Raw genomic sequence first — 19,666 nt, forward strand, 5'->3', positions numbered from 1 at the left:
TTACCGAGGTGACCTTCCATGACAAGACGAACAGCGGTCACCCGAACGCGAAGAGAAGCATCTTTGATTTTCCGTTCTTGTTTCCGAAGTGTTCGAGGTGTCCAACCGTGATCATTTGTGATTTTCAAACGTTTCATGCCAATTCCGCTCCTTTTGTATAGAAATATTTAGGAGCAGTATAGCCATGAAAAAAGGTGTTCATACAGAAGTCATGGTTTTAAGGTGCATGTATATAGAACAGTTAAACATTCAGTCAATGTATCGTGGTGAACAATTTAGTGTAATAGAGTGTTCATTAAAACAAAAACGTGAGGAGATTGGTATTGAGTTAACAGATTTGTTGCTAGGTGTTGTGCGACAAATTATTAAAAATGAGGTTGTTCCAGATGGATTGAATGAACAAGAACTCGTTGCAAGAAAATTAAAAGGAAAGAAAAAAAGAAACGATTTAGCCATCGAAATTTTAAGAAATAAGGACATCTATAATTTTTTTACATCCATTAAATATTATGAATGGGAAAGTAATAGCGAATTAAAGGAACGTAATTTTCAGGACTATCTTACACTATTTTTAGCATCACATCATAGGCTGTTTTTTGAAGAAAGGATAGATTCATTTAGCAAAATAGGAGGGAGATTGAGAAGGGGAAGGGGTACGACACTTTCGTCTCTAACTTTGAAAAAGCATCGTCGTAGAAATTCGTAATACCCCCGCCAAATGGACGGGGGCTTTGTTATGTTGTAGAGTATGGAAATATGTTCCAATCAAAAATCGGTTTACAAAAAAAAAAAAGAAAATGGTATGATCATTTAAAACAACAACAAATTGTCAGGGGGAGCGGGTTTGGTATGGGTAAAATGTTTACGGGAGGAAAAAGACAGGTTCCTAATTTGGGACGATTTATTTTTTTGTGTATTATCATGTTATATTTCATTTTTAGTAGCAATACGTATGCTTATGAGTTATTTGGTGGGAAATATAGGAACCCAAACTCATTAAAATATTGGATTGATTCGTCGGTTATCCAAGCTGGTTATGAAGCGAGAGCGGTTTATGGTTCAGAAGCGTTTGATAGTTCTTCCCTTATTGGTACGACTAGAACGTACGATGATTCCCAAGCTAACTACAAATGGTGGGCTAGTACGAGGGACATGGGTTCTGTCGTTGCCGATTGCATCAACTATAATGTGAACTGGCTAGGACAAGCGACTGCTTGTTGGGACTGTACATACGATAAGTCGCAGTTGAGAATTTATTTACCGGGTTTTCAAAAGTTATCTTGGGTTCAAACGAGAGAAACAACAGCTCATGAGATCGGGCATGCTTTAGGATTAGATCATGAAGACGATGTTCGTGCTATCATGCTTTCGAAAGGTTTTCTAAATGATGAGTATCCGCAAAATGATGATTGGAATGGAATAAATGCTATCTATTAGCGGAAAGGGAGTAGCTTAATGAAAAAGATTGCTTTTCTTTTATTTTCGATTTTAGTTTTATCTGCTTGTAACAATATAGAGTCTCGATCGAGTAATGTACATACAAAATACGTTCATAGTGAATCAAAGATTATAGATGAGTATGATTATTTAGGAGAAATGGAGAATGATAGTGAAGTTATTTTAATTGGTACGAAGAAAAAAGGAGAGAGTCATTTTGATAAAGACGGCGATATGGTGACGGGTTTTTATACAATCAGTGACATCGAAATCAAAAAAGTTTTCAAAAATGAGAAAGGATACGAGTTAGATAAAGGGGATGTTATCAAAGTTATCGAAAATGGCGCGTTTGATAAAGAAACAAATACATTGTATGGTTCAGCAGGGTATCAGTTGATGAAGGATAATAAAAGCTATCTTTTGTTTTTAAGAAAAAGTACGACACATGATGAGTATACAATCAAAGGTGTATATTATGGAAAGGTGCCGTTAGCTAGTAATCAAATCGAATACGACGGTCATTTGAACAGTAGTAAGCAAGCAAATAATAAACAAATAGAAAAACTAAACCGAATATTTGAAGAGGCAAGAAAAAAATATAAAGAATAAAGATGGTGAGACTATGAACCCCCGCCAAATGGACGGGGGTTTTGTTATGCCGACTGTTTTTGTTTCGTTTTATGTTCGCTTTGTTGTTTAAGAAGTAGCGGATAAAACAACAAGCTGCTTGCAAGCAAGGCGACGCCGAGCAAAAATGTTTTCATATCGGCCGTTCCTGCTTTGACGAGCCAAATGGAATACATCGTCGCAAGTAGAGCGATCACACCGTCTGTCATTCGCTCTTTCATCGTCACATACGTTTCGCCTGTCCAGACGAGCTTAAACTGGAACGTCGAGGCAATGACATACGGAACGAGATATGATAACGTCGCAATGTAAATGACAAAATCAAACGCGGCCGCCATCGAGTTTGAAATTGTTGAAAAAATAAATAGTTGCGAAATCATGTTTGAAACAAGTAAAGAAAAGCGCGGCATGCCTTTGTTGTTTTCTTGTAAAAAGGCACGAATAAATAATCCTTGTTTTGCCGCTTGATACGGCACTTCGGCACTTAAAAAAATCCAGCCGAGCGTTGAGCCGATTAAACTAATTAAACCAAGTCCTGCCAAAAGCTGCGATCCGATCGGGCCTAACACTGTGCCGATCGCATCAACGAGCGGCTTTTCCGATTGAATGAGCACATCTTGCTTTAACATGCCCATGACGAGCACGCTAATGCCGATGTAAATGGCTAAGGCGATCAATAAACCGGCGATTGTTGCGCGCTTTACGTCGCTTTGTTTACGCGCCCGTGAGGCGAATACGATCGCTGATTCAATGCCGATAAATGCCCAAAGCGTACTTAACGCAACGTTGTTGATTTGCGAAAGAAGACCGAGAGTATGGCCAGCTTCATCGTAGCGCGGGGCAATAAACGGATCAACATAACTTTTTTCAAATGCAAACAATCCGATGATAATAAAAAGGAAAAAGCCGAGCACTTTCGTTGCTGTTGCTAAAAAGTTTAATTTCCCAGCACTTTCTACCCCTTGTAAAATAATTGTATGCATCACCCATAAAAGCGACGTACAAACGAGAAACGTCAGCAAATGTCCAAGTTTTAACGTAAATGAACCGATGGAAAACACGACATGTCCGCTCGTTAAAATAGGGAAAAACGTCGATAAATAACTAGCAAACGTCGTAATGATCGCAACGTTTCCAGCGACGTTGCCGATCCAATAGCCCCAAGAAGCCATAAAACCGGATAAAATGGATGCTTTTGAACCTTTCGGAAACAGTTCCTTCGCGTAAATTTGCGGTCCGCCGTTTAATTCCGGTTTACGAATAGCTAAATTGCCAAAAATGATGGCGATCGTGAGCACGCCAGCCCCTGTGATTAGCCATCCGAGCAGCACGCCGGCGGGGCTTGCCGCCTCAGCAAGCGAGCGCGGAAGCATAAAAATGCCCGATCCGACCATATTGCCGACAACGAGCGCTGTCAATAACCAAAACCCGAGTTGTTGTTGTTTCATGTTCGTCATCCTTTCATTCATGATTATGGCGACGCAGGCGGGCGGAGGGCTGTTGTCATACGAAAAATAAAAAAGTGCACCCTAAGTTTTCAACGGGTGCACAATATATGACACATCCGCATCAAACTTAAGATCGATAGCTCTCCACCGCATGCGCGATGACAGTCCTGCGCCTATTCGGCAACAGACCCAGCTTATAGCGCCAGAGCACGCTATAAACTTCGGCGACAAATCCTTTCATCTCACTTCATCGACGTCTCTGCGTCTCCATGAAACTACTCTTATTTGCCGCGACCTCTATCTCATCTTAGTTGACGAGAAAGATTTCGTATGCAATTGACGTTACTATCGTACAAAAATCTTTTCCTTTCGTCAACGAAAAAATTTTTAGCACATATTTACAAGAAGGGAACGGAATAGCCGGAAACAATTATTCGGCTAACGATCACGACAATTGCCGGTTTTTTATTAACGCGCTTTATCGTCATGCCGGATTATCCGTGGGATGATGAACAAGAGATCGAGCGGACGATTCAGTTTTTGATGAATGGGTTGACGAAAACATGATAGGGCATTTTTCTATCATGTTTTTTTATTTTTTTTAAAAAAGGTCTTGAAAGTCAAAGAAGGTCAAATTATAATAAAGACAGAAAGATCAAATATAGTCAAAGTCAAAAGGAGGTTGGTGCCTATGATGTGCCAAGCATGTAAACAAAATAAAGCAAACGTCTTTTTACACGTACAAGTAAACAATGAAAAACAACAATTACACCTTTGCGATGCGTGCTATGCAAAGCAAAAACAACAATTAAAAGTGCCAGCAGGATTCCACTTCGATCGTCTCGACCAATGGTTCTCCGACTTTTTCGCACCGCTTACAGAACATTCCCATATCGAGCAACAAATACACCAAGAACAACCGAAGCGAAACGGATTGCTTGATCAATTCGGTCGCAACTTAACACAACTTGCGAAAGCAGGACTTATCGATCCGGTTATCGGACGCGAAAAAGAAATTGAACGCGTCATCGAAATTTTAAATCGCCGCAACAAAAACAACCCGGTATTAATCGGTGAACCAGGTGTCGGTAAAACGGCGATCGTAGAAGGATTAGCGCTTAAAATTGCCGAAGGGTCTGTTCCGACGAAATTGTTAAATAAAGAAGTGTACGTGCTTGACGTTGCATCGCTCGTTGCCAATACAGGCATTCGCGGTCAATTTGAAGAGCGGATGAAACAATTAATTGCCGAATTGCAACAACGGAAAAACGTCATCTTATTCATCGACGAAATTCATTTACTCGTCGGAGCGGGTTCGGCAGAAGGCTCGATGGATGCAAGCAACATTTTAAAACCGACGCTTGCTCGCGGCGAATTACAAATCATCGGCGCAACAACGTTAAAAGAATATCGTCAAATCGAAAAAGACGCTGCGCTTGAACGCCGTTTCCAACCGGTCATCGTTCATGAACCGACGATCGAACAGGCGATTAACATGTTAAAAGGCATTCAGCCAAAATACGAACAATTCCATCAAGTGAAATATACAGATGAAGCGATTCACGCCTGCGTCACATTGTCACATCGCTACATTCAAGATCGCTTCCTCCCTGACAAAGCGATTGACTTACTAGACGAAGCGGGCTCAAAAGTAAGCTTAAAAGCGACACCGACAAATAAAGAAGCGATCGAACAACGTCTCGAGCAAATCAAAAAAGAAAAAGAAAAAGCCGCCCAAGAAGAAAACTACGAACTTGCAGCAAAATTACGCACCGAAGAATTACAGCTTGAAAAACAATTGCAACAAAACGGACAAGCTGAACAACCGATCGTCGATGTCGCCCATATTCAACAAATCATTGAAGAAAAAACAGGCATTCCAGTCGGCAAATTACAAGCTGAGGAACAAACGAAAATGAAACATTTAGAAGAAAACTTAGCGAAAAAAGTGATCGGGCAAGAAGAAGCGGTGAGAAAAATCGCGAAAGCCATTCGTAGAAGCCGCGCTGGCTTGAAAGCGAAAAACCGTCCGATCGGTTCGTTCTTATTCGTCGGTCCGACTGGCGTCGGTAAAACAGAATTATCGAAGACGCTTGCAGAACAATTATTCGGCTCAAAAGATGCGATGATTCGTTTAGATATGAGCGAATATATGGAAAAACATGCGGTCGCCAAACTGATCGGTGCACCTCCTGGCTATGTCGGTCATGAGGAAGCTGGGCAATTGACGGAAAAAGTGCGCCGCAATCCTTACAGCATCATCTTGCTTGACGAAATGGAAAAAGCGCACCCAGATGTACAACATATGTTCTTGCAAATTTTAGAAGACGGTCGTTTAACAGATAGCCAAGGTCGCACCGTCAGCTTTAAAGATACGGTCATCATCATGACATCAAACGCCGGTACGAACGGCCAAGGCGACTTGCTTCAACGCCTCAGCCTATACTTTAAGCCGGAATTTTTAAACCGTCTCGATGCGATCATTGAATTTAAACCGCTTGAAAAAACGCATATGTTGCAAATCGTTGACCTTATGCTTGCGGAATTGCAACGCACGCTTGATGAACAACATATCACGATGACGATTAGCGACAAAGCGAAAGAAAAATTAGCTGAACTCGGCTATCATCCAACGTTCGGTGCTCGTCCGCTCCGCCGCGTCATGCAAGAACATGTCGAAGATCAAATTGCCGACGTGCTGCTTGATGAGCATGATGTGCGCACGATCCACATCGATGTAAAAGACGATCGCATCGTCGTTCATGCTGAAAAAGGCAAATAAAACAGAAAAAAGGTGTCCCAAAAGCAAGTGGGGCACCTTGTTTCTTCTTAACGATGTGCACACACGTAATATATTTATTCATCGAAAAATTAAGTAATCTTTCCTTTTAGCTGTATGGATTTTCCTTTTTTCTTAGATGGATAGGTCCATTGAAAAGAAGTACCCATTTGTCCTTCTACATTTTGTAATATCTTTGTAATATAAACATCTATTTTTTCCATTTCAAGTGTCTTGGTATCATTTTTGAAAACAATGATATAATTTGCCCAATGAATCTTTTGATTTCCATATCCGCCAATTCCTGCATAAGTCCATTGTGCTAATTTTTTATTGAGGTTAGGGAGTTCATTTTCCATTATTTTTAGGAATAGCATGTAATTTCATCGCGCCGTGTCCTCCTAATCATGGGATAAGTCTGTTGTACTATATCGCATCGTATAGCGGCAATTGCACGTATACTGTCGTTCCTTTCCCTCGTTCGCTTTCAAAACGAATCGAGCCGCCGTGCAGTTTGACGATTTTGAACCGTGACAAAGTACATATACCGCTTCGCTCGTTTGCGAAAATTGAATCGGCATCGTTTCTGCCTTCACACGCGCAAGCAACCGTCCGTCGACAAGCGAATGAACATACGCTTCTTGCTGAATATACGCTCCGCTCCCATGTCCACCGACCCATAGTTCATCCGTTTCAGCAACAACTAAGCCGCTGACCGCAAAATCGAGCGTATCGACCGTTCGTTTCACTCGTTTTGTCGCCTGATCAATGAATGAGATTGCTCCGTCTTTAAAATGAATGACAATCCATTGCCGATGTTTGTCGTCGGCGACGATGGAAAAAGGGGAGGGGGGAGTAGCGATCGTCTCTTTTACTTTTCCGTCGAACGTCATGACCGATACCGTTCCGTCTTTTTCGTTCACAACGAGCAATTCGTGTTTTGTGACGAGCACATCGGTAACCCCTTTGTTTACGCGCCAACGTTTTTTCTCTTTCCCTGTCGATAGCGTGTACATCATCATTTCATCCATGTCTTGTCCAAACAACATGACCGTATCGCCATCAGGAAGGAGGATGGCTTTCGTTACCGGATTTTTCATCTTCCATGTTGCCATCGTTTTTTTTGTGTTATAATCAACGAAGGATAAGCTTTGCTCCTTTATATTGACGACCCCAACGACCGATTTGTTTCGGGGAATTGGGGTGTACGTCTCTGGTGTGCAGCTTGCCAATAAAACGACGATGATAAGCAAAAAAAGAAACGAACTTGCATCGTACGCATCCTCCATCGTGTATATGTATCATCATTGTAGCAAATGATTGTGATGATTTTGTGAAATTATTGTAACATGGAAGGGGATTAAAATGAAAAAGTGGTTGTTGTTGTTTGTCTTCGCTTTGCTTGTTGTGGCAGGTTGTGCAAACAAAGCAGAAGAAGAAGAGCTGGCGTATTTAGACGTCAAAATGGCGGTAGAAGAAAAGCTTCCGGTGAATGAAGAAGTCGAGCTTGCATGTTTTGTGACATACGGTGACGAAAAAGTGACCGATGCATCGGAAGTGAAGTTTGAAGTGTGGAAGCATGGAGAAGAAAATCGGCAAATGTTAGAAGGAAAACATGTCGGTGATGGGAAATATGTCGCGCGCTATACGTTTGAAACGAAAGGGACGTATGCCGTCGTCGCACATGTGACAGCGAAAAATATGCACAATATGCCAAAAGTTGATGTAGTAGTGGAATAAGAAAAACGGCGGAAAATATTCGCCGTTTTTTTTCATATATATATATAGAAAAAATGGACGAGTGGGGGAGAGCGTATGTGGATGCGGGCGATTCAAATTGCGTTTGTATATGTCGGAACGGTAGTCGGGGCTGGATTTGCGACAGGAAAAGAAATTGTACAGTTTTTTACGCAATACGGAGCAATTGGGACGGTCATGATTGCAGGAAGCGGAGGTCTATTTATTTTTTTCGGGACGCGTTTAATGGTGATGGCAAATCGGCTTCAAGCGCGGTCATATGAGCAATTCAACGCCTATTTGTTCGGAAAAATGAGCGCAGTTGTCAATTTGTTTATGTTTGTTGTGCTATTTAGCGTGACGTCTGTTATGTTGTCGGGAGCAGGGGCGGTGTTTGAAGAACAGCTTCATATGCCAGCGCATGTCGGGCTTTTGTTTACGATGTTGCTTGCGTTTGTGACGATGTTGTTCGGTTTAAATGGTATTTTAAGCGTCAATATGGTCGTTGTGCCGCTTATGATTATTTTTAGTTTGTCGATTGCGCTCATAAATGAAAGCGACATCGTCTGGACGAAGCCACCGCTTGCCGCGTTTTTTTCCCCGTTTGCGTATGTGGCGTTTAATTTAGCGATGGCACAAGTTGTGCTCGTTCCGCTTGCAACCGAAGTAAAAGATGAACGGGCGATTCGCCTTGGGGGATGGCTTGGCGGCATATTGCTTATGTTTATTTTATTTAGCAGTCATTTCGCGCTTTCTTTACTTCCTAATTTGCCATCTTACAGCATTCCGATGGCGGAAGTCGTGAAACGTTCGCTCACATCGTTTTACGGGCTATATGTCGTCATTATTTATGGTGAAATTTTCACTTCGTTTATCGCGGGCGTATTCGGATTACATCGGAAATTGGCGCTTTTTTCTCAAACGCCGATCTTTGTTCTCATCGTGCTTTTACTTATGATGTATGCGTTTAGTTTAGTCGGGTATCATGCGCTTTTAACCGTATTGTACCCTTTGTTTGGGTATGTTAGTATCATCTTTATTTTCTTACTTTTCTATCGAAAAATGCCTAGCTAGAAAAAACGAAATGTAGTACATTGAATGTAAGGGGGTGATCTCATGCGGCAAACGGTTATCGCTATTGTAGCTTTGCTTATTGTATTTACACTTGAGACATTTCACATCATTCAATGGTACGATGCACGTGTATGGCCTCTTATTGTTTTTTCCTTTGGACTTATCGTTCATATATATGTGTTGAAGCGCGGTGTACGTGAACACGAAGCGTTTCTTTTCTTGCCAGCAGCGATCGCATTATGGATGGGCGCGCTTGCATTTGGCGGTTATGTTTTGTTTCATGACGGAACGATGTACGTATTGGCGTTTACGATCGGTTTGTTGGAATGGTGGTTATTTAGCGGTGAAGAGTGGCTGAAAACGCCGCTTCTCTTTTGTTTCGGGTGTAGCGTTGCAGCTAGTTTAGAAGCAGGGAATACGTTTTTACTTCTTTTTATTTTAATGATCGGCATTTTGGCATATATGTATCATACAAAAAAAGAGCGAGCCAATGCACATTAGGCTCGCCTTTTCTCTTTATTGCTTTAGGCGAGAATACTCCCACCTCAAGGAACGAAAGTGAGTAGGTGGGAGATGAATCGTCTTTGAACAAGGGGTGACTACTTACCATCTCTATTGTCCAACTGTTCAAGTGCATATTGAATAAGATAAATAATTGTTTGGGTGCGAGTTGTGAAACCCTTCTTTTCTTTAAACTCGTCAATTCGTTTCAATAATTCTTTTGGATAACGCATATTCAAAACTTGAGACATTTTTTTAACCTCCATATTGTGTGTTAAAATAATACATGATATAATCAATGTATATTATAATAATACATAATTAAGGAGGTGAAAGTCAATGTTGATCAACAAAGCATATAAATTTCGTATCTATCCAAATAAAGAACAAGAAATCCTGATTGCTAAAACTTTTGGTTGTAGTCGATTTGTGTTTAACCACTTTTTAGAAAAATGGAATGAAACCTATCAAGAAACAGGTAAAGGATTAACTTACAACGCTTGTTCTTCTCAATTGACGCAATTAAAGAAACAATTCACTTGGTTAAAAGAAGTGGATAGTATCGCACTTCAATCTTCACTCAAGCATCTGGATGATGCTTATTCTCGTTTCTTTAAGAAGCAAAACGACAAGCCGCGTTTCAAGTCTAAAAAGAATCCTGTACAATCCTATACGACTAGATACACAAATGGAAATATTGCTGTGCTAGATAAGCATATCAAGCTACCTAAACTTGGCCTTGTTCGTTTTGCGAAAAGTCGTGAAGTAGAAGGGCGCATCTTGTCTGCTACGATTAGACGAAATCCGAGTGGGAAATACTTTGTGTCCATTCTTGTTGAAACAGAAGTACAAGAGTTACCTAAAACTAATTCGGCCGTTGGCATTGATGTCGGCTTGAAAGAATTTGCTATTCTTTCAGATGGAACAAAGTACGCCAACCCGAAATGGTTTCGCAAGCTGGAAGAACAGCTAGCAAAAGCACAACGTATTCTTTCCAGACGAAAAAAAGGTGGCTCGAATTGGAATAAGCAACGAATAAAAGTTGCACGATTGCACGAAAAAATGACAAATGCACGACATGATTACTTACACAAAATTTCCACCGAGATTGTCAAAAACCACGACATCATCGGGATGGAAGATTTGTCTGTAAGCCATATGCTAAAAAATCATAACCTTGCAAAAGCGATTCAAGAGGTATCTTGGTCAACGTTTAAAGCCATGATCGAATACAAAGCTAGATGGTATGGGAAACAGATCGTAACCGTAGCAAAAAACTTTCCGTCTAGTCAGCTTTGTTCGTGCTGTGGCTATCAAAACAAAGACGTGAAACATCTTGCTTTGCGTGAATGGGAATGTCCTGTGTGCCATACTCATCACGACCGAGATGTGAACGTAAGTTTAAATCTTCGCAAGGAAGCCTTGCGATTAACCGTTGGAACGACGGGGATAGCCTACTAAATATTCGCTCGGTAGAGCGAAGTTCGTAGGAATCTCCCACTTCTAAGCGAAGTGAAAGTGGGAGTAGTTCAATCCACGCCAAACCGATGTAAAATTTGTTTCAGCTGATTGACGTTTTTCGCCAACACGGCTGCTTCTTTCGCAAGTTGATGGACGCTCATCGCTTGTTGTTCAAGACCGCTTGTCGTTTCGTGAACGACTTTTGTAAAGTCGTTGGCGATCGTGTAAATGTCTGTGATTGCTTCATGTAGCTCGTTGCCTTCTTTTGTCGTTTGTTGCATAAGCGTTCGATTTCGTTGAATTAAGGCGTGCAATTCATGCGACATCGTTTGAAAGTGAGCGAGACTTTCGGTCATTTTTGTTAGTGAAATCGTTGTTTCATCGATTGTATTCGCCTGTTTCGTCACGGCGTTTGCTACGTTTGACAATTGATGATGTGTATTCGCAAGCGACGACAAAATTTCAGATGCGAAAGCGTTCGTATGCTCGGCGAGTTTACGTACTTCAGAAGCGACAACCGCAAATCCTTTTCCGGACTCTCCTGCGCGGGCAGCTTCAATGGAAGCGTTTAATGCCAACATGTTCGTTTGTTCCGCAATGGCGGTAATGGCGGATACTTTTTGGATTAACGCGTCCGCTTCTTTTGCGACCGATTGAATGCCTTGGGCGGTGTCGTTCATTTGTTGTTTCGTTTCTTTCATTTGTTTTTCGATCGTTTGCATATCGTGATATCCTGTTTGTGCGGCGTCAAATGTCGATTGTGCGCTTTTCACGACTTGTTCGATGTCTGTTTGGACGGTATGCATATATTGAAGCATCGTTTGAATGCGCTGTTTTGCTTCGTCGACGAACGCTGTTTGCTTTTGCGCACCTTCACGAAACGTTTCCATCGTCGCGGATACTTCATCGAACGCTTCCGCAATGCGTTTCGCTTCTTGTTTTTGTTCATCGCTTACATGCTCAACGGAACGCGTTGCTTTGGCGATTTGTTGTAAAATCATGCGCAAGCCGAGAATGACTTTATTAATTTCATAGCCGATTTGATGAAACGCATTGCGCTTGCCGACCGTTTTCACTTCTTCCTGCAACTGTCCCGATGATACAGCGCGCGTGACGTGATACCAAGCGCGCAGTCGATTCATGATGATGCGATAAAACGAAAAAGAAACGACAAACCCAACGATGCCTGTCCCGACAACAAGCATAAACGTTTGTTTTAGTGGCATTCGCATGAGAAGGGCAACGATAAAAAGAGCGGCGACTGGCAATAAAACGATGGCGCCAAGCCACATTTCCATATACGGCTGATGAATTAAACGGCCCATTCGTAAATTAAAGCGCTTTCCATTTTGTTCGAACAGCGGACAAGCAGCGTCGATGAGCACTTCGCCTGTATTTCGTTTATACAGTTGCAACAGTGGAGTAGTGGTCGTTGCAGATTTTTTTCCTACTTCGTCATCAAACAAAATGCCTTCGCGTAATCGATTTGTATGCACGAGGCTGCGCCCGTCTTCATCGACGATGACGAAATATTCATCGCGATCGAGATGACGGTCTAATATAGCGCGCAACGAATCGAGCTGTTGAGCGAGCGGTTGATCGAATCGAGTCGCTCGTTTGACTTCTTTCGCGACCCGTTGCACTTTTTGTAACGCTTTTTTTGCTTGTTTTGATTGTAGCAATTTCCTCTCCCCCTTTTCTCCTCATCTAAAATATACACAATTTTCAAACAATAAAAAAGTCATAAAAAAGAAAAAGGAACAAATGATAAAAAGGGGAGGTGGCACAATGACTCAATCGAAACGACAAAAAGAGCGACAATGGACCGTTCGTAAGCAAGCGCAAAATGAACCGAACGGGAAAGTGAAGTCGTTTGAACAACTAGCAAAAGAGGAAAAATAAATGGAAAAGGCTGTCCCAAGGAAGTTTGTGACAGCCTTTTGCATCGTTATTTTGCTTTTAGTGCACGAATTTCGTTTTCATGTACAAGTGATCGAACAGCAAGCGACTGAATCGCGAGCTCGTGTCGTGCTTGGGTTGCGATGACATCTTCAAGTTTCTCGGACATGTCAGCGAGGTTTTGCTTGATCGTTGGGATTTCATTGACTGCTTCTAGTATTTCAAATACAGCTTGTTTAATGAGAGGAAGATCTGCGATGTCATCTTTCGTGGCCATACGTTGTTCGATGCTGGCGATATCGTCTTTCGTAGCCATACGTTGTTCGATGCTGGCGATATCGTCTTTCGTGGCCATACGTTGTTCGATGCTGGCGATATCGTCTTTTGTAGCCATGCGTTGTTCGATGCTGGCGATGTCATCTTTCGTGGCCATACGTTGTTCGATGCTAGTGATATCATCTTTTGTAGCCATACGTTGTTCGATGCTGGCGATATCGTCTTTTGTAGCCATGTGTTCGATACGCTTGTCCATGGCGGCGATATCATCTTTTGTAGCCATACGTTGTTCGATGCTGGCGATATCGTCTTTTGTAGCCATGTGTTCGCGCAACGATGCGAGCTCATCGAAAATACGTTTGAGCATATCACCCATGTTTACTCACCTCCCCCGACAACATTATATCATCGCATAAAAAAGAAAGCGATAAAAAAAGATGCCTCAAACTAATATGAGGCACCTAAATGTTTAATAATTCAAATCAATACGAATTCCCTTGACGCTATATAAAATATTTTCAGCGATGTTTGTTACATGGTCGCCAGCGCGCTCTAAATTGCGCGTCACAAACGACAATTGCGTAATTTGGTTTGTAAACTCAGGTTTTTCGCTCATTAAGTTGATTAATTCTTGAATAATTTTTCCTTGCAACTCATCTACGCGATCATCTTCAAGCGCAATGCGTTTCGCTTCTTCAATATCATCGTTATGGAACGCATGAAGCGCATGATCTAACATTTCATTGACGATTGCTGCCATTTCAGGAATGTGAACGATCGGTTTCACGTGTGGCTCTGTGCCGATAAATTTCACCGATTTGGCGATATTAACCGCAATGTCACCAATACGTTCGACATCCGATGAAATTTTGAGGGCGACAATTAACCGCCGTAAGTCAGATGCGACTGGTTGTTGTTTTAAAATCGTCATAATCGCCAGTTCGTTAATTTCTCGTTCAAGCTCGTTAATTTTTTTATCGTTTTCAATAATTTCATCCGCTTTTGCGATATTTTGCGTTTTTAACGCTTCAATTGATTCATGGAGCGCCTGTTGAGAGGCAGATACCATTGTCATTAATTTTTCGCGCAGCTGTTGAAGTGCAGCGTCAAAAGTAGAACGTTTTGTCATGTTGAATCACCTAACTTTTTTGTTGTTATTATATCCTGAAAACCGTTCACAAATAAAGCATAATTTTTTTATAGAATGAATATATGTTTTATGGTATATTGTTAGGCGTACAATTGAAGAAGAATTCTACGCTGCTGGCGTAGGAGAGGTTCTAGAACACCCTCTATAAAAAAACTAGGGATCGCTATGTCCTTAGGGGGTATAGCGTTTTTGTTTTAGAACGCTCTTTCTTCTTACGATGTTAGAAAGGAGAGCGAAAGATGAAAAAGGAAAAAGCAGTTGTTGTTTTCAGCGGTGGCCAAGATAGCACAACGTGTTTATTTTGGGCGAAAAAACATTTTGCTGAAGTGGAAGCGGTGACGTTTGACTATAACCAACGACATCGACTTGAAATTGACGTTGCCGCTTCGATTGCTAAAGAGCTGAACGTACCCCATACGGTGCTTGATATGTCGCTATTAAATCAGCTCGCACCAAATGCGCTTACAAGAAGCGATATAGCAATCGAGCAAAAAGAAGGACAATTGCCGTCCACGTTTGTCGATGGACGCAATTTATTGTTTTTATCATTTGCGGCGGTGCTGGCAAAACAAAAAGGAGCACGCCATCTCGTGACAGGGGTGTGCGAAACGGATTTTAGCGGCTATCCGGACTGTCGCGACGTATTTATTAAATCGTTAAACGTGACGCTAAATTTAGCGATGGATTACGAATTTGTCATTCATACGCCGCTTATGTGGCTCAATAAAGCGGAAACGTGGAAGCTTGCAGATGAGTTAGGTGCGCTTGAGTTCGTGCGCAATAAGACGCTCACGTGCTATAACGGCATCATCGCTGACGGGTGCGGCGAATGTCCAGCGTGCGTGTTGCGCAAACGCGGTCTTGACCAATATATGAATGAAAAGAAAGGAGCAAATGTGCGATGATCCAACAAATTTATCCGCAAGTCATTCATCCGTTTCGCTATGAGCTAAATAAAGATATGCAAATCGCGGCGGCGCACTTTATTCCACATGAAGCGGCCGGGCAATGTGCGAACTTGCACGGACATACGTATTTTATCAACATTACCGTTGCCGGTGACGAGCTGGATGATTCCGGTTTTTTAATTAACTTTCAACAGTTAAAAAAACTTATCCACAATCGTTTTGACCATACGTTAATGAACGATCATACCGATGTATTTAGCAACACGCAGGCGGAACATTTTCCGACGACAGAAGTCGTAGCGCGCAAAATTGCTGAAATCGTGCAACAACATTTAGACACGTTGCCAAACAAACCGACGTGTGTCCAAGTGTTTGTGCGGGAGTCCCCGACAAGCTATGTCGTATATCGTCCGAAAGCAGGGAAACAATAATGGAGCGCATTCCCGTCATTGAAGTGTTCGGACCAACGATTCAAGGGGAAGGGATGGTCATCGGACAAAAAACGATGTTCGTGCGCACCGCCGGATGCGATTATCGTTGTCGCTGGTGCGATTCATCGTTTACGTGGGACGGTTCTGCAAAAGACGAAGTAAAGCAAATGACGGCTGAAGACATTTGGCAACAGCTGAAACAACTTGGTGGTGACCGTTTTAACCACGTGACGATTTCTGGAGGCAACCCAGCGTTATTAAAAGGACTTCGTGCTCTTATTTCATTATTAAAAGAACATAACATGCGCATCGGCTTAGAAACGCAAGGGAGCGTATGGCAAGATTGGTTTTATGACATTGACGATTTAACGATTTCACCAAAGCCGCCAAGTTCAAATATGAAAACAAATTTTACAATGCTTGATACGATAATGGAACGACTCACAGCGCATCGCGGGCATGTGAGCTTAAAAGTTGTCGTGTTTGACGATGAAGATTTTGCATACGCCAAACATGTGCATCAACGCTATCCAACCGTCCCGTTTTACGTACAAGTCGGAAACGATCACATACACGAAGCGGATGACGTTACGCTTCGCCTTCAATTATTGCAAAAACTTGAATGGCTCGTTGACAAAGTAGTACAGTCTAAAGAGATGAACAACGTCCGCGTCTTGCCACAACTACACACGTTATTATGGGGCAATCGCCGCGGCGTATAAATAAAGGAGGAAGGAATCATGAGAAAAGAAGAGGAATTACAAGGCGTCACACTTCTTGGCAACCAAGGAACGAAATATGTATTCGAATATAGTCCTGACATTTTAGAAGTGTTCGACAACAAACATCCAGATCGCGACTACTTTGTAAAATTTAACTGTCCGGAGTTCACGAGCTTGTGTCAATGAGGGCACACTTCAGTGGTGACACTGTCGGCTAAACCTTGTGAATTCAGGGGAAGAGAAAAAAGGGTTGGAATTATCTGAATTTTTATGTACAATACAAGCATAGGAATATTTGTTCGTGAAAGGGTGTTTGTATTGTACGGTACACCTTGGAGAGATAAGGAATGGTTTACTGAGCAGTTTATTTACATTGGGAAGAGTATTCATGAGCTGTCCATTGAATTAGGTATGGATTGGTCTAGTCTTGAAAGGTGGAGGCAGATTCACGGGCTACCTAGGCACTCGGAAAAAGAAAGGATTATTGCGGAGTACGGATTAGATGTTTTTGAAAACATAGTGAAGAGGAAAAAGGAAAGATATTCGATTTCTAATAAAAGAAAAGCAGAGATTATGTATAAAGGGAAAAGCTACGAGGATATTTATGGTAAAGAGAAGGCTCAAGAAATAAAAAATAAAATTTCTGCTTCAAATAAAGATGTGAAAAGATCGGAGGAATTTAAAGAAAATCTATCCAAAAAACAAAGAGGAAAAAATAATTCGAATTGGAAAGGAGGATTTTACAGTTCTCAGGTCTATAAACACATTGATCGTCTTAGCGTGAAAGAGTATGTTCTTGACACTTGGAATAGATATATAGTTATTGAAAAAGACTATACTTGTGAGTGCTGTGGAATCAGATCCATTACTTGTAATGGACATCATCTTCTATCTTTTACAAAAATTTTTGATGCTATTTGCTTTTATTTAGATAAGCGTAATTGTTTAGACACACTGTCTGTCATTTCAGAAATGCATAAATTTCATAAAGAAAACTTTAGTGAAATTTACCAATGTTTATGTTCTTCATGTCATCGCAATATCCATCGACAAGAGAATTACTATATGAGGATGCAAGAAGAGAATCGTCTTATCCATTTATTAGAACCCTATTTCTCCAACCCTGAGCCAAGCCTTAAAGAAGAAAGTGCGATGTATACAGCCTTTTTCTTTAAGGAAGGTGCAGAGACTATCGAAATCACTTTATCACGAAGCGAGTGAAAGTAGTGATAAAGGAAGAGAGTAGAGTACATCACGATGAAAGTATCGTGGTGGAAGCGCAAGGGTTCTTATTCGATATCGCAGTCGAGTAAGAATAAGATATAGTCCACCTGCTCTACAAAAAGCAGTTGCCAAAAACCGGACAACCAGATTTTGCCACTATTTACATTAGTTACATTCCTGATAAAAAATGTGTCGAAAGTAAGTCGTTGAAGTTATATTTATTTAGCTTCCGCAATCATGGTGATTTCCATGAAGATTGTGTCAATATTATTATGAACGATTTAATTCGCGTCATGGAGCCGCGCTACATTGAAGTATGGGGCAAATTTACACCGCGCGGCGGCATTTCGATCGACCCATATTGCAACTGGGGACGCCCGGGAACGAAATATGAACAAATGGCGGAATATCGCCTATTAAACCACGATTTATATCCAGAAAAAGTCGATAATCGTTAATGGGGCTGGCTTATAAGCCAGCCTTAAAAAATTCACAAAAGATAGCTAGTTTTTTTTCGTAAACGGGTATATAATGACAAATTGTTACGAACCTTTTTTTCGTTTGGGGGGTCTTCATTTGAGACAGAGAACGGCTCTTGTGATCGGGGCAAGCGGATTAGTCGGAGGAGAACTTCTCCAACGATTGCTTCGTTCAGAGCATTATGAACGAGTGACGGTGCTTGTTCGAAAGCCGATGGCATGCAAACACGAAAAATTACAACAAGTCATCGTCGATTTTGACCGAATTGAACAATATGAAGAATATTTTCATGTGGACGACGTATTTAGCTGTTTAGGTACGACGATGAAAAAAGCAAAAACAAAACAGCAATTCATTAAAGTCGATTACGAATATACGTTACGTGCCGCAAAACTAGCAGAAAAATGCCATGTTAAAACGTTTTTATTCGTTTCTGCGATCGGCGCGCACCCGCATTCGATGTTTTTTTACAACCGCGTCAAAGGAGAAACGGAAGAGGCGTTGCAGCGACTGACGATTCGCTCGCTTCACATTTTCCGACCATCGTTATTAACAGGAGAGCGACAAGAATTTCGCCTCGGCGAAAAAACAGCGGAATGGCTATGTTCCGGTTTTTCATTTGCATTCGTTGGCAAATGGGAAAAATATAAACCGATTGCAGCTAAGCAAGTGGCGGAAGCGATGTATCGTGCCGCGCTTTCGGAAAAGCAAGGTGTATATATTTACGAATGTAGCGAGATGAAAGGGCAATGTGAACAACAAAGAGGGCTGTCTCATCAACAATAAGCAGCCCTCTTTTCATTACTCAACAATTTTGTAATTTTTATGGTTGACGACCGTCCGTTCTTGCAAGTCGAGTTCTTTATAGTTTTCCATGTACGTTAAATCGACAATGACGGAATTTTCGTTTACTTTTTCAACGATCCCCCGCAACCCATTTTTAAATTCAATGACGTCGCCAATTTGCGCTTTTTTCATTGAAAATCCCCTTTACTTTTGAATTTTTAAACCTTTTTTCTATTTTGCATGATTTTTCCTCGTTCGTAAAGGGCATTTTCAACTATTTTTAACGCTGTGGCCCATACGGCATTGGCATTGGTGGCCACATCGGTGCACCGCAACCGTCTGGCATCATTTGCGGCATTGGCATCGGCTGCATTTGTTGTGGCATCATTTGCGGCATCGGCATCGGTTGCATTTGTTGTGGCATCATTTGCGGCATTGGCATCGGCTGCATTTGTTGTGGCATCATTTGCGGCATCGGCATCGGTTGCATTTGTTGTGGCATCATTTGCCCCATTGGCCACATCGGTCCCATCGGCATACCACAACCGCAATCGCCCGGCATCATTTGTGGCATTTGTTGTGTTTGTTGTGGCATTTGTTGATCAGCGCGAAACGGGTCATACATATTCCAGTCATTCATTGTCCATCTTCCTTTCTTTCATTTAGAATCCACCAACATTGTATGTGCATTTTTTATAGACGTGTGTCAGTATGACAAAATTAGGC

At 41.6% G+C, this 19,666-nt stretch carries 23 protein-coding genes, 3 pseudogenes and 2 riboswitches; of the genes and pseudogenes, 17 read left to right on the forward strand and 9 right to left on the reverse strand.

Features of this window, described 5'->3' with window-relative positions; translation table 11 throughout:
• Positions 1-184 precede the first annotated feature (184 nt).
• The 3 genes from ETB99_RS12795 to ETB99_RS12805 are packed head-to-tail and all read left to right on the forward strand — an operon-like array spanning position 185 to position 2,046.
• Entirely contained in the window at positions 185-706 is a 522-nt protein-coding gene (locus tag ETB99_RS12795) for a hypothetical protein (RefSeq protein ID WP_171700760.1), read from the forward strand.
• A 50-nt stretch (positions 707-756) separates the two neighbouring features.
• Positions 757-1,437, forward strand: coding sequence for a matrixin family metalloprotease (locus ETB99_RS12800; RefSeq protein WP_171700761.1), 681 nt, complete (start codon positions 757-759; stop codon positions 1,435-1,437).
• 18 nt (positions 1,438-1,455) lie between these two features.
• The gene (locus ETB99_RS12805) at positions 1,456-2,046 is read left to right on the forward strand and encodes a membrane lipoprotein lipid attachment site-containing protein (protein ID WP_171700762.1); all 591 of its coding nucleotides are present in this window, start codon (positions 1,456-1,458) and stop codon (positions 2,044-2,046) included.
• Between the two features lie 44 nt (positions 2,047-2,090).
• Here ETB99_RS12805 and ETB99_RS12810 read toward each other — a convergent pair whose 3' ends face one another.
• Positions 2,091-3,512 (reverse strand): amino acid permease, encoded by a 1,422-nt coding sequence (locus ETB99_RS12810; protein WP_171700763.1) that lies wholly within the window; start codon positions 3,510-3,512, stop codon positions 2,091-2,093.
• A 129-nt stretch (positions 3,513-3,641) separates the two neighbouring features.
• A riboswitch (Lysine riboswitch) is annotated at positions 3,642-3,820 on the reverse strand.
• 112 nt (positions 3,821-3,932) lie between these two features.
• On the opposite strand from ETB99_RS12810, the pseudogene ETB99_RS15105 reads away from it, so the two are divergent.
• Both ETB99_RS15105 and ETB99_RS12815 read left to right on the forward strand, forming a co-directional pair.
• Positions 3,933-4,079: pseudogene (locus ETB99_RS15105) on the forward strand (TetR/AcrR family transcriptional regulator); the annotation flags it as partial.
• A 124-nt stretch (positions 4,080-4,203) separates the two neighbouring features.
• On the forward strand, positions 4,204-6,294 hold the full coding sequence (locus tag ETB99_RS12815; RefSeq protein ID WP_171700764.1) for an ATP-dependent Clp protease ATP-binding subunit: 2,091 nt from the start codon (positions 4,204-4,206) through the stop codon (positions 6,292-6,294).
• Between the two features lie 89 nt (positions 6,295-6,383).
• On the opposite strand, the gene ETB99_RS12820 is transcribed toward ETB99_RS12815, so the two are convergent.
• Positions 6,384-6,668, reverse strand: coding sequence for an MspI family type II restriction endonuclease (locus tag ETB99_RS12820; protein WP_171700765.1), 285 nt, complete (start codon positions 6,666-6,668; stop codon positions 6,384-6,386).
• 24 nt (positions 6,669-6,692) lie between these two features.
• On the reverse strand, positions 6,693-7,580 hold the full coding sequence (locus ETB99_RS12825) for a YncE family protein (protein WP_253263638.1): 888 nt from the start codon (positions 7,578-7,580) through the stop codon (positions 6,693-6,695).
• 76 nt (positions 7,581-7,656) lie between these two features.
• Here ETB99_RS12825 and ETB99_RS12830 point away from each other — a divergent pair, with 76 nt between their 5' ends.
• The 3 genes from ETB99_RS12830 (at position 7,657) to ETB99_RS12840 (ending at position 9,603) form a co-directional block, all read left to right on the forward strand.
• Complete coding sequence (locus tag ETB99_RS12830) at positions 7,657-8,031, forward strand: FixH family protein (RefSeq protein WP_077429838.1); 375 nt, start codon at positions 7,657-7,659, stop codon at positions 8,029-8,031.
• Positions 8,032-8,106: 75 nt separating this feature from the next.
• A complete protein-coding gene (locus ETB99_RS12835; RefSeq protein ID WP_006321627.1) occupies positions 8,107-9,102 on the forward strand; it encodes a YkvI family membrane protein in 996 nt (331 codons plus the stop codon).
• 42 nt (positions 9,103-9,144) lie between these two features.
• Positions 9,145-9,603 carry a hypothetical protein gene (locus ETB99_RS12840; RefSeq protein ID WP_129000000.1) on the forward strand — a complete coding sequence of 153 codons (459 nt, stop codon included), beginning with the start codon at positions 9,145-9,147 and terminating at the stop codon, positions 9,601-9,603.
• Positions 9,604-9,701: 98 nt separating this feature from the next.
• On the opposite strand, the gene ETB99_RS12845 is transcribed toward ETB99_RS12840, so the two are convergent.
• Positions 9,702-9,854 (reverse strand): ribbon-helix-helix domain-containing protein, encoded by a 153-nt coding sequence (locus tag ETB99_RS12845; RefSeq protein ID WP_171700766.1) that lies wholly within the window; start codon positions 9,852-9,854, stop codon positions 9,702-9,704.
• Between the two features lie 88 nt (positions 9,855-9,942).
• On the opposite strand from ETB99_RS12845, the gene tnpB reads away from it, so the two are divergent.
• Positions 9,943-11,064 carry an IS200/IS605 family element RNA-guided endonuclease TnpB gene (gene tnpB / locus ETB99_RS12850; protein WP_171700767.1) on the forward strand — a complete coding sequence of 374 codons (1,122 nt, stop codon included), beginning with the start codon at positions 9,943-9,945 and terminating at the stop codon, positions 11,062-11,064.
• A 68-nt stretch (positions 11,065-11,132) separates the two neighbouring features.
• Here the strand turns inward: tnpB and ETB99_RS12855 are convergent, their stop codons facing one another.
• Positions 11,133-12,746, reverse strand: a complete 1,614-nt coding sequence (locus ETB99_RS12855) for a methyl-accepting chemotaxis protein (protein ID WP_171700768.1) — start codon at positions 12,744-12,746, stop codon at positions 11,133-11,135.
• 106 nt (positions 12,747-12,852) lie between these two features.
• Here ETB99_RS12855 and ETB99_RS15110 point away from each other — a divergent pair, with 106 nt between their 5' ends.
• On the forward strand, positions 12,853-12,966 hold the full coding sequence (locus tag ETB99_RS15110; RefSeq protein ID WP_226373835.1) for a DUF6254 family protein: 114 nt from the start codon (positions 12,853-12,855) through the stop codon (positions 12,964-12,966).
• A 46-nt stretch (positions 12,967-13,012) separates the two neighbouring features.
• Here ETB99_RS15110 and ETB99_RS12860 read toward each other — a convergent pair whose 3' ends face one another.
• Both ETB99_RS12860 and phoU read right to left on the reverse strand, forming a co-directional pair.
• Positions 13,013-13,615 (reverse strand): hypothetical protein, encoded by a 603-nt coding sequence (locus ETB99_RS12860; RefSeq protein WP_171700769.1) that lies wholly within the window; start codon positions 13,613-13,615, stop codon positions 13,013-13,015.
• A gap of 93 nt (positions 13,616-13,708) precedes the next feature.
• Positions 13,709-14,368, reverse strand: coding sequence for a phosphate signaling complex protein PhoU (gene phoU, locus ETB99_RS12865; RefSeq protein WP_077429834.1), 660 nt, complete (start codon positions 14,366-14,368; stop codon positions 13,709-13,711).
• Between the two features lie 139 nt (positions 14,369-14,507).
• A riboswitch (PreQ1 riboswitch) is annotated at positions 14,508-14,552 on the forward strand.
• A 76-nt stretch (positions 14,553-14,628) separates the two neighbouring features.
• Here phoU and queC point away from each other — a divergent pair.
• The 7 genes and pseudogenes from queC to ETB99_RS12900 all read left to right on the forward strand — a co-directional run bounded on the left by queC (position 14,629) and on the right by ETB99_RS12900 (position 18,940).
• Positions 14,629-15,294, forward strand: coding sequence for a 7-cyano-7-deazaguanine synthase QueC (gene queC, locus ETB99_RS12870; RefSeq protein ID WP_006321632.1), 666 nt, complete (start codon positions 14,629-14,631; stop codon positions 15,292-15,294).
• A complete protein-coding gene (gene queD / locus ETB99_RS12875; protein ID WP_077429832.1) occupies positions 15,291-15,728 on the forward strand; it encodes a 6-carboxytetrahydropterin synthase QueD in 438 nt (145 codons plus the stop codon). The genes queC and queD overlap by 4 nt, the downstream gene beginning before the upstream one ends.
• Positions 15,728-16,450: a 7-carboxy-7-deazaguanine synthase QueE gene (gene queE, locus ETB99_RS12880; RefSeq protein ID WP_171700770.1), complete on the forward strand. Its 723-nt coding sequence runs from the start codon at positions 15,728-15,730 to the stop codon at positions 16,448-16,450. The genes queD and queE overlap by 1 nt, the downstream gene beginning before the upstream one ends.
• A gap of 18 nt (positions 16,451-16,468) precedes the next feature.
• Positions 16,469-16,630 (forward strand): annotated as a pseudogene (locus tag ETB99_RS12885) (preQ(1) synthase); the annotation flags it as partial.
• 138 nt (positions 16,631-16,768) lie between these two features.
• Positions 16,769-17,671, forward strand: a complete 903-nt coding sequence (locus ETB99_RS12890) for a hypothetical protein (RefSeq protein ID WP_003396739.1) — start codon at positions 16,769-16,771, stop codon at positions 17,669-17,671.
• A 131-nt stretch (positions 17,672-17,802) separates the two neighbouring features.
• Positions 17,803-18,132: pseudogene (gene queF, locus ETB99_RS12895) on the forward strand (preQ(1) synthase); the annotation flags it as partial.
• 73 nt (positions 18,133-18,205) lie between these two features.
• Positions 18,206-18,940, forward strand: a complete 735-nt coding sequence (locus ETB99_RS12900) for an oxidoreductase (protein ID WP_198936696.1) — start codon at positions 18,206-18,208, stop codon at positions 18,938-18,940.
• A gap of 15 nt (positions 18,941-18,955) precedes the next feature.
• Here the strand turns inward: ETB99_RS12900 and ETB99_RS12905 are convergent, their stop codons facing one another.
• Both ETB99_RS12905 and ETB99_RS12910 read right to left on the reverse strand, forming a co-directional pair.
• Positions 18,956-19,132 carry a YkvS family protein gene (locus tag ETB99_RS12905; RefSeq protein ID WP_003396733.1) on the reverse strand — a complete coding sequence of 59 codons (177 nt, stop codon included), beginning with the start codon at positions 19,130-19,132 and terminating at the stop codon, positions 18,956-18,958.
• An 88-nt stretch (positions 19,133-19,220) separates the two neighbouring features.
• Entirely contained in the window at positions 19,221-19,580 is a 360-nt protein-coding gene (locus ETB99_RS12910; protein ID WP_171700771.1) for a hypothetical protein, read from the reverse strand.
• Positions 19,581-19,666 lie beyond the last annotated feature (86 nt).

The sequence above is a fragment of the Anoxybacillus sp. CHMUD genome, from assembly GCF_013096965.1.
Classification (GTDB): domain Bacteria; phylum Bacillota; class Bacilli; order Bacillales; family Anoxybacillaceae; genus Anoxybacillus; species Anoxybacillus kestanbolensis_A.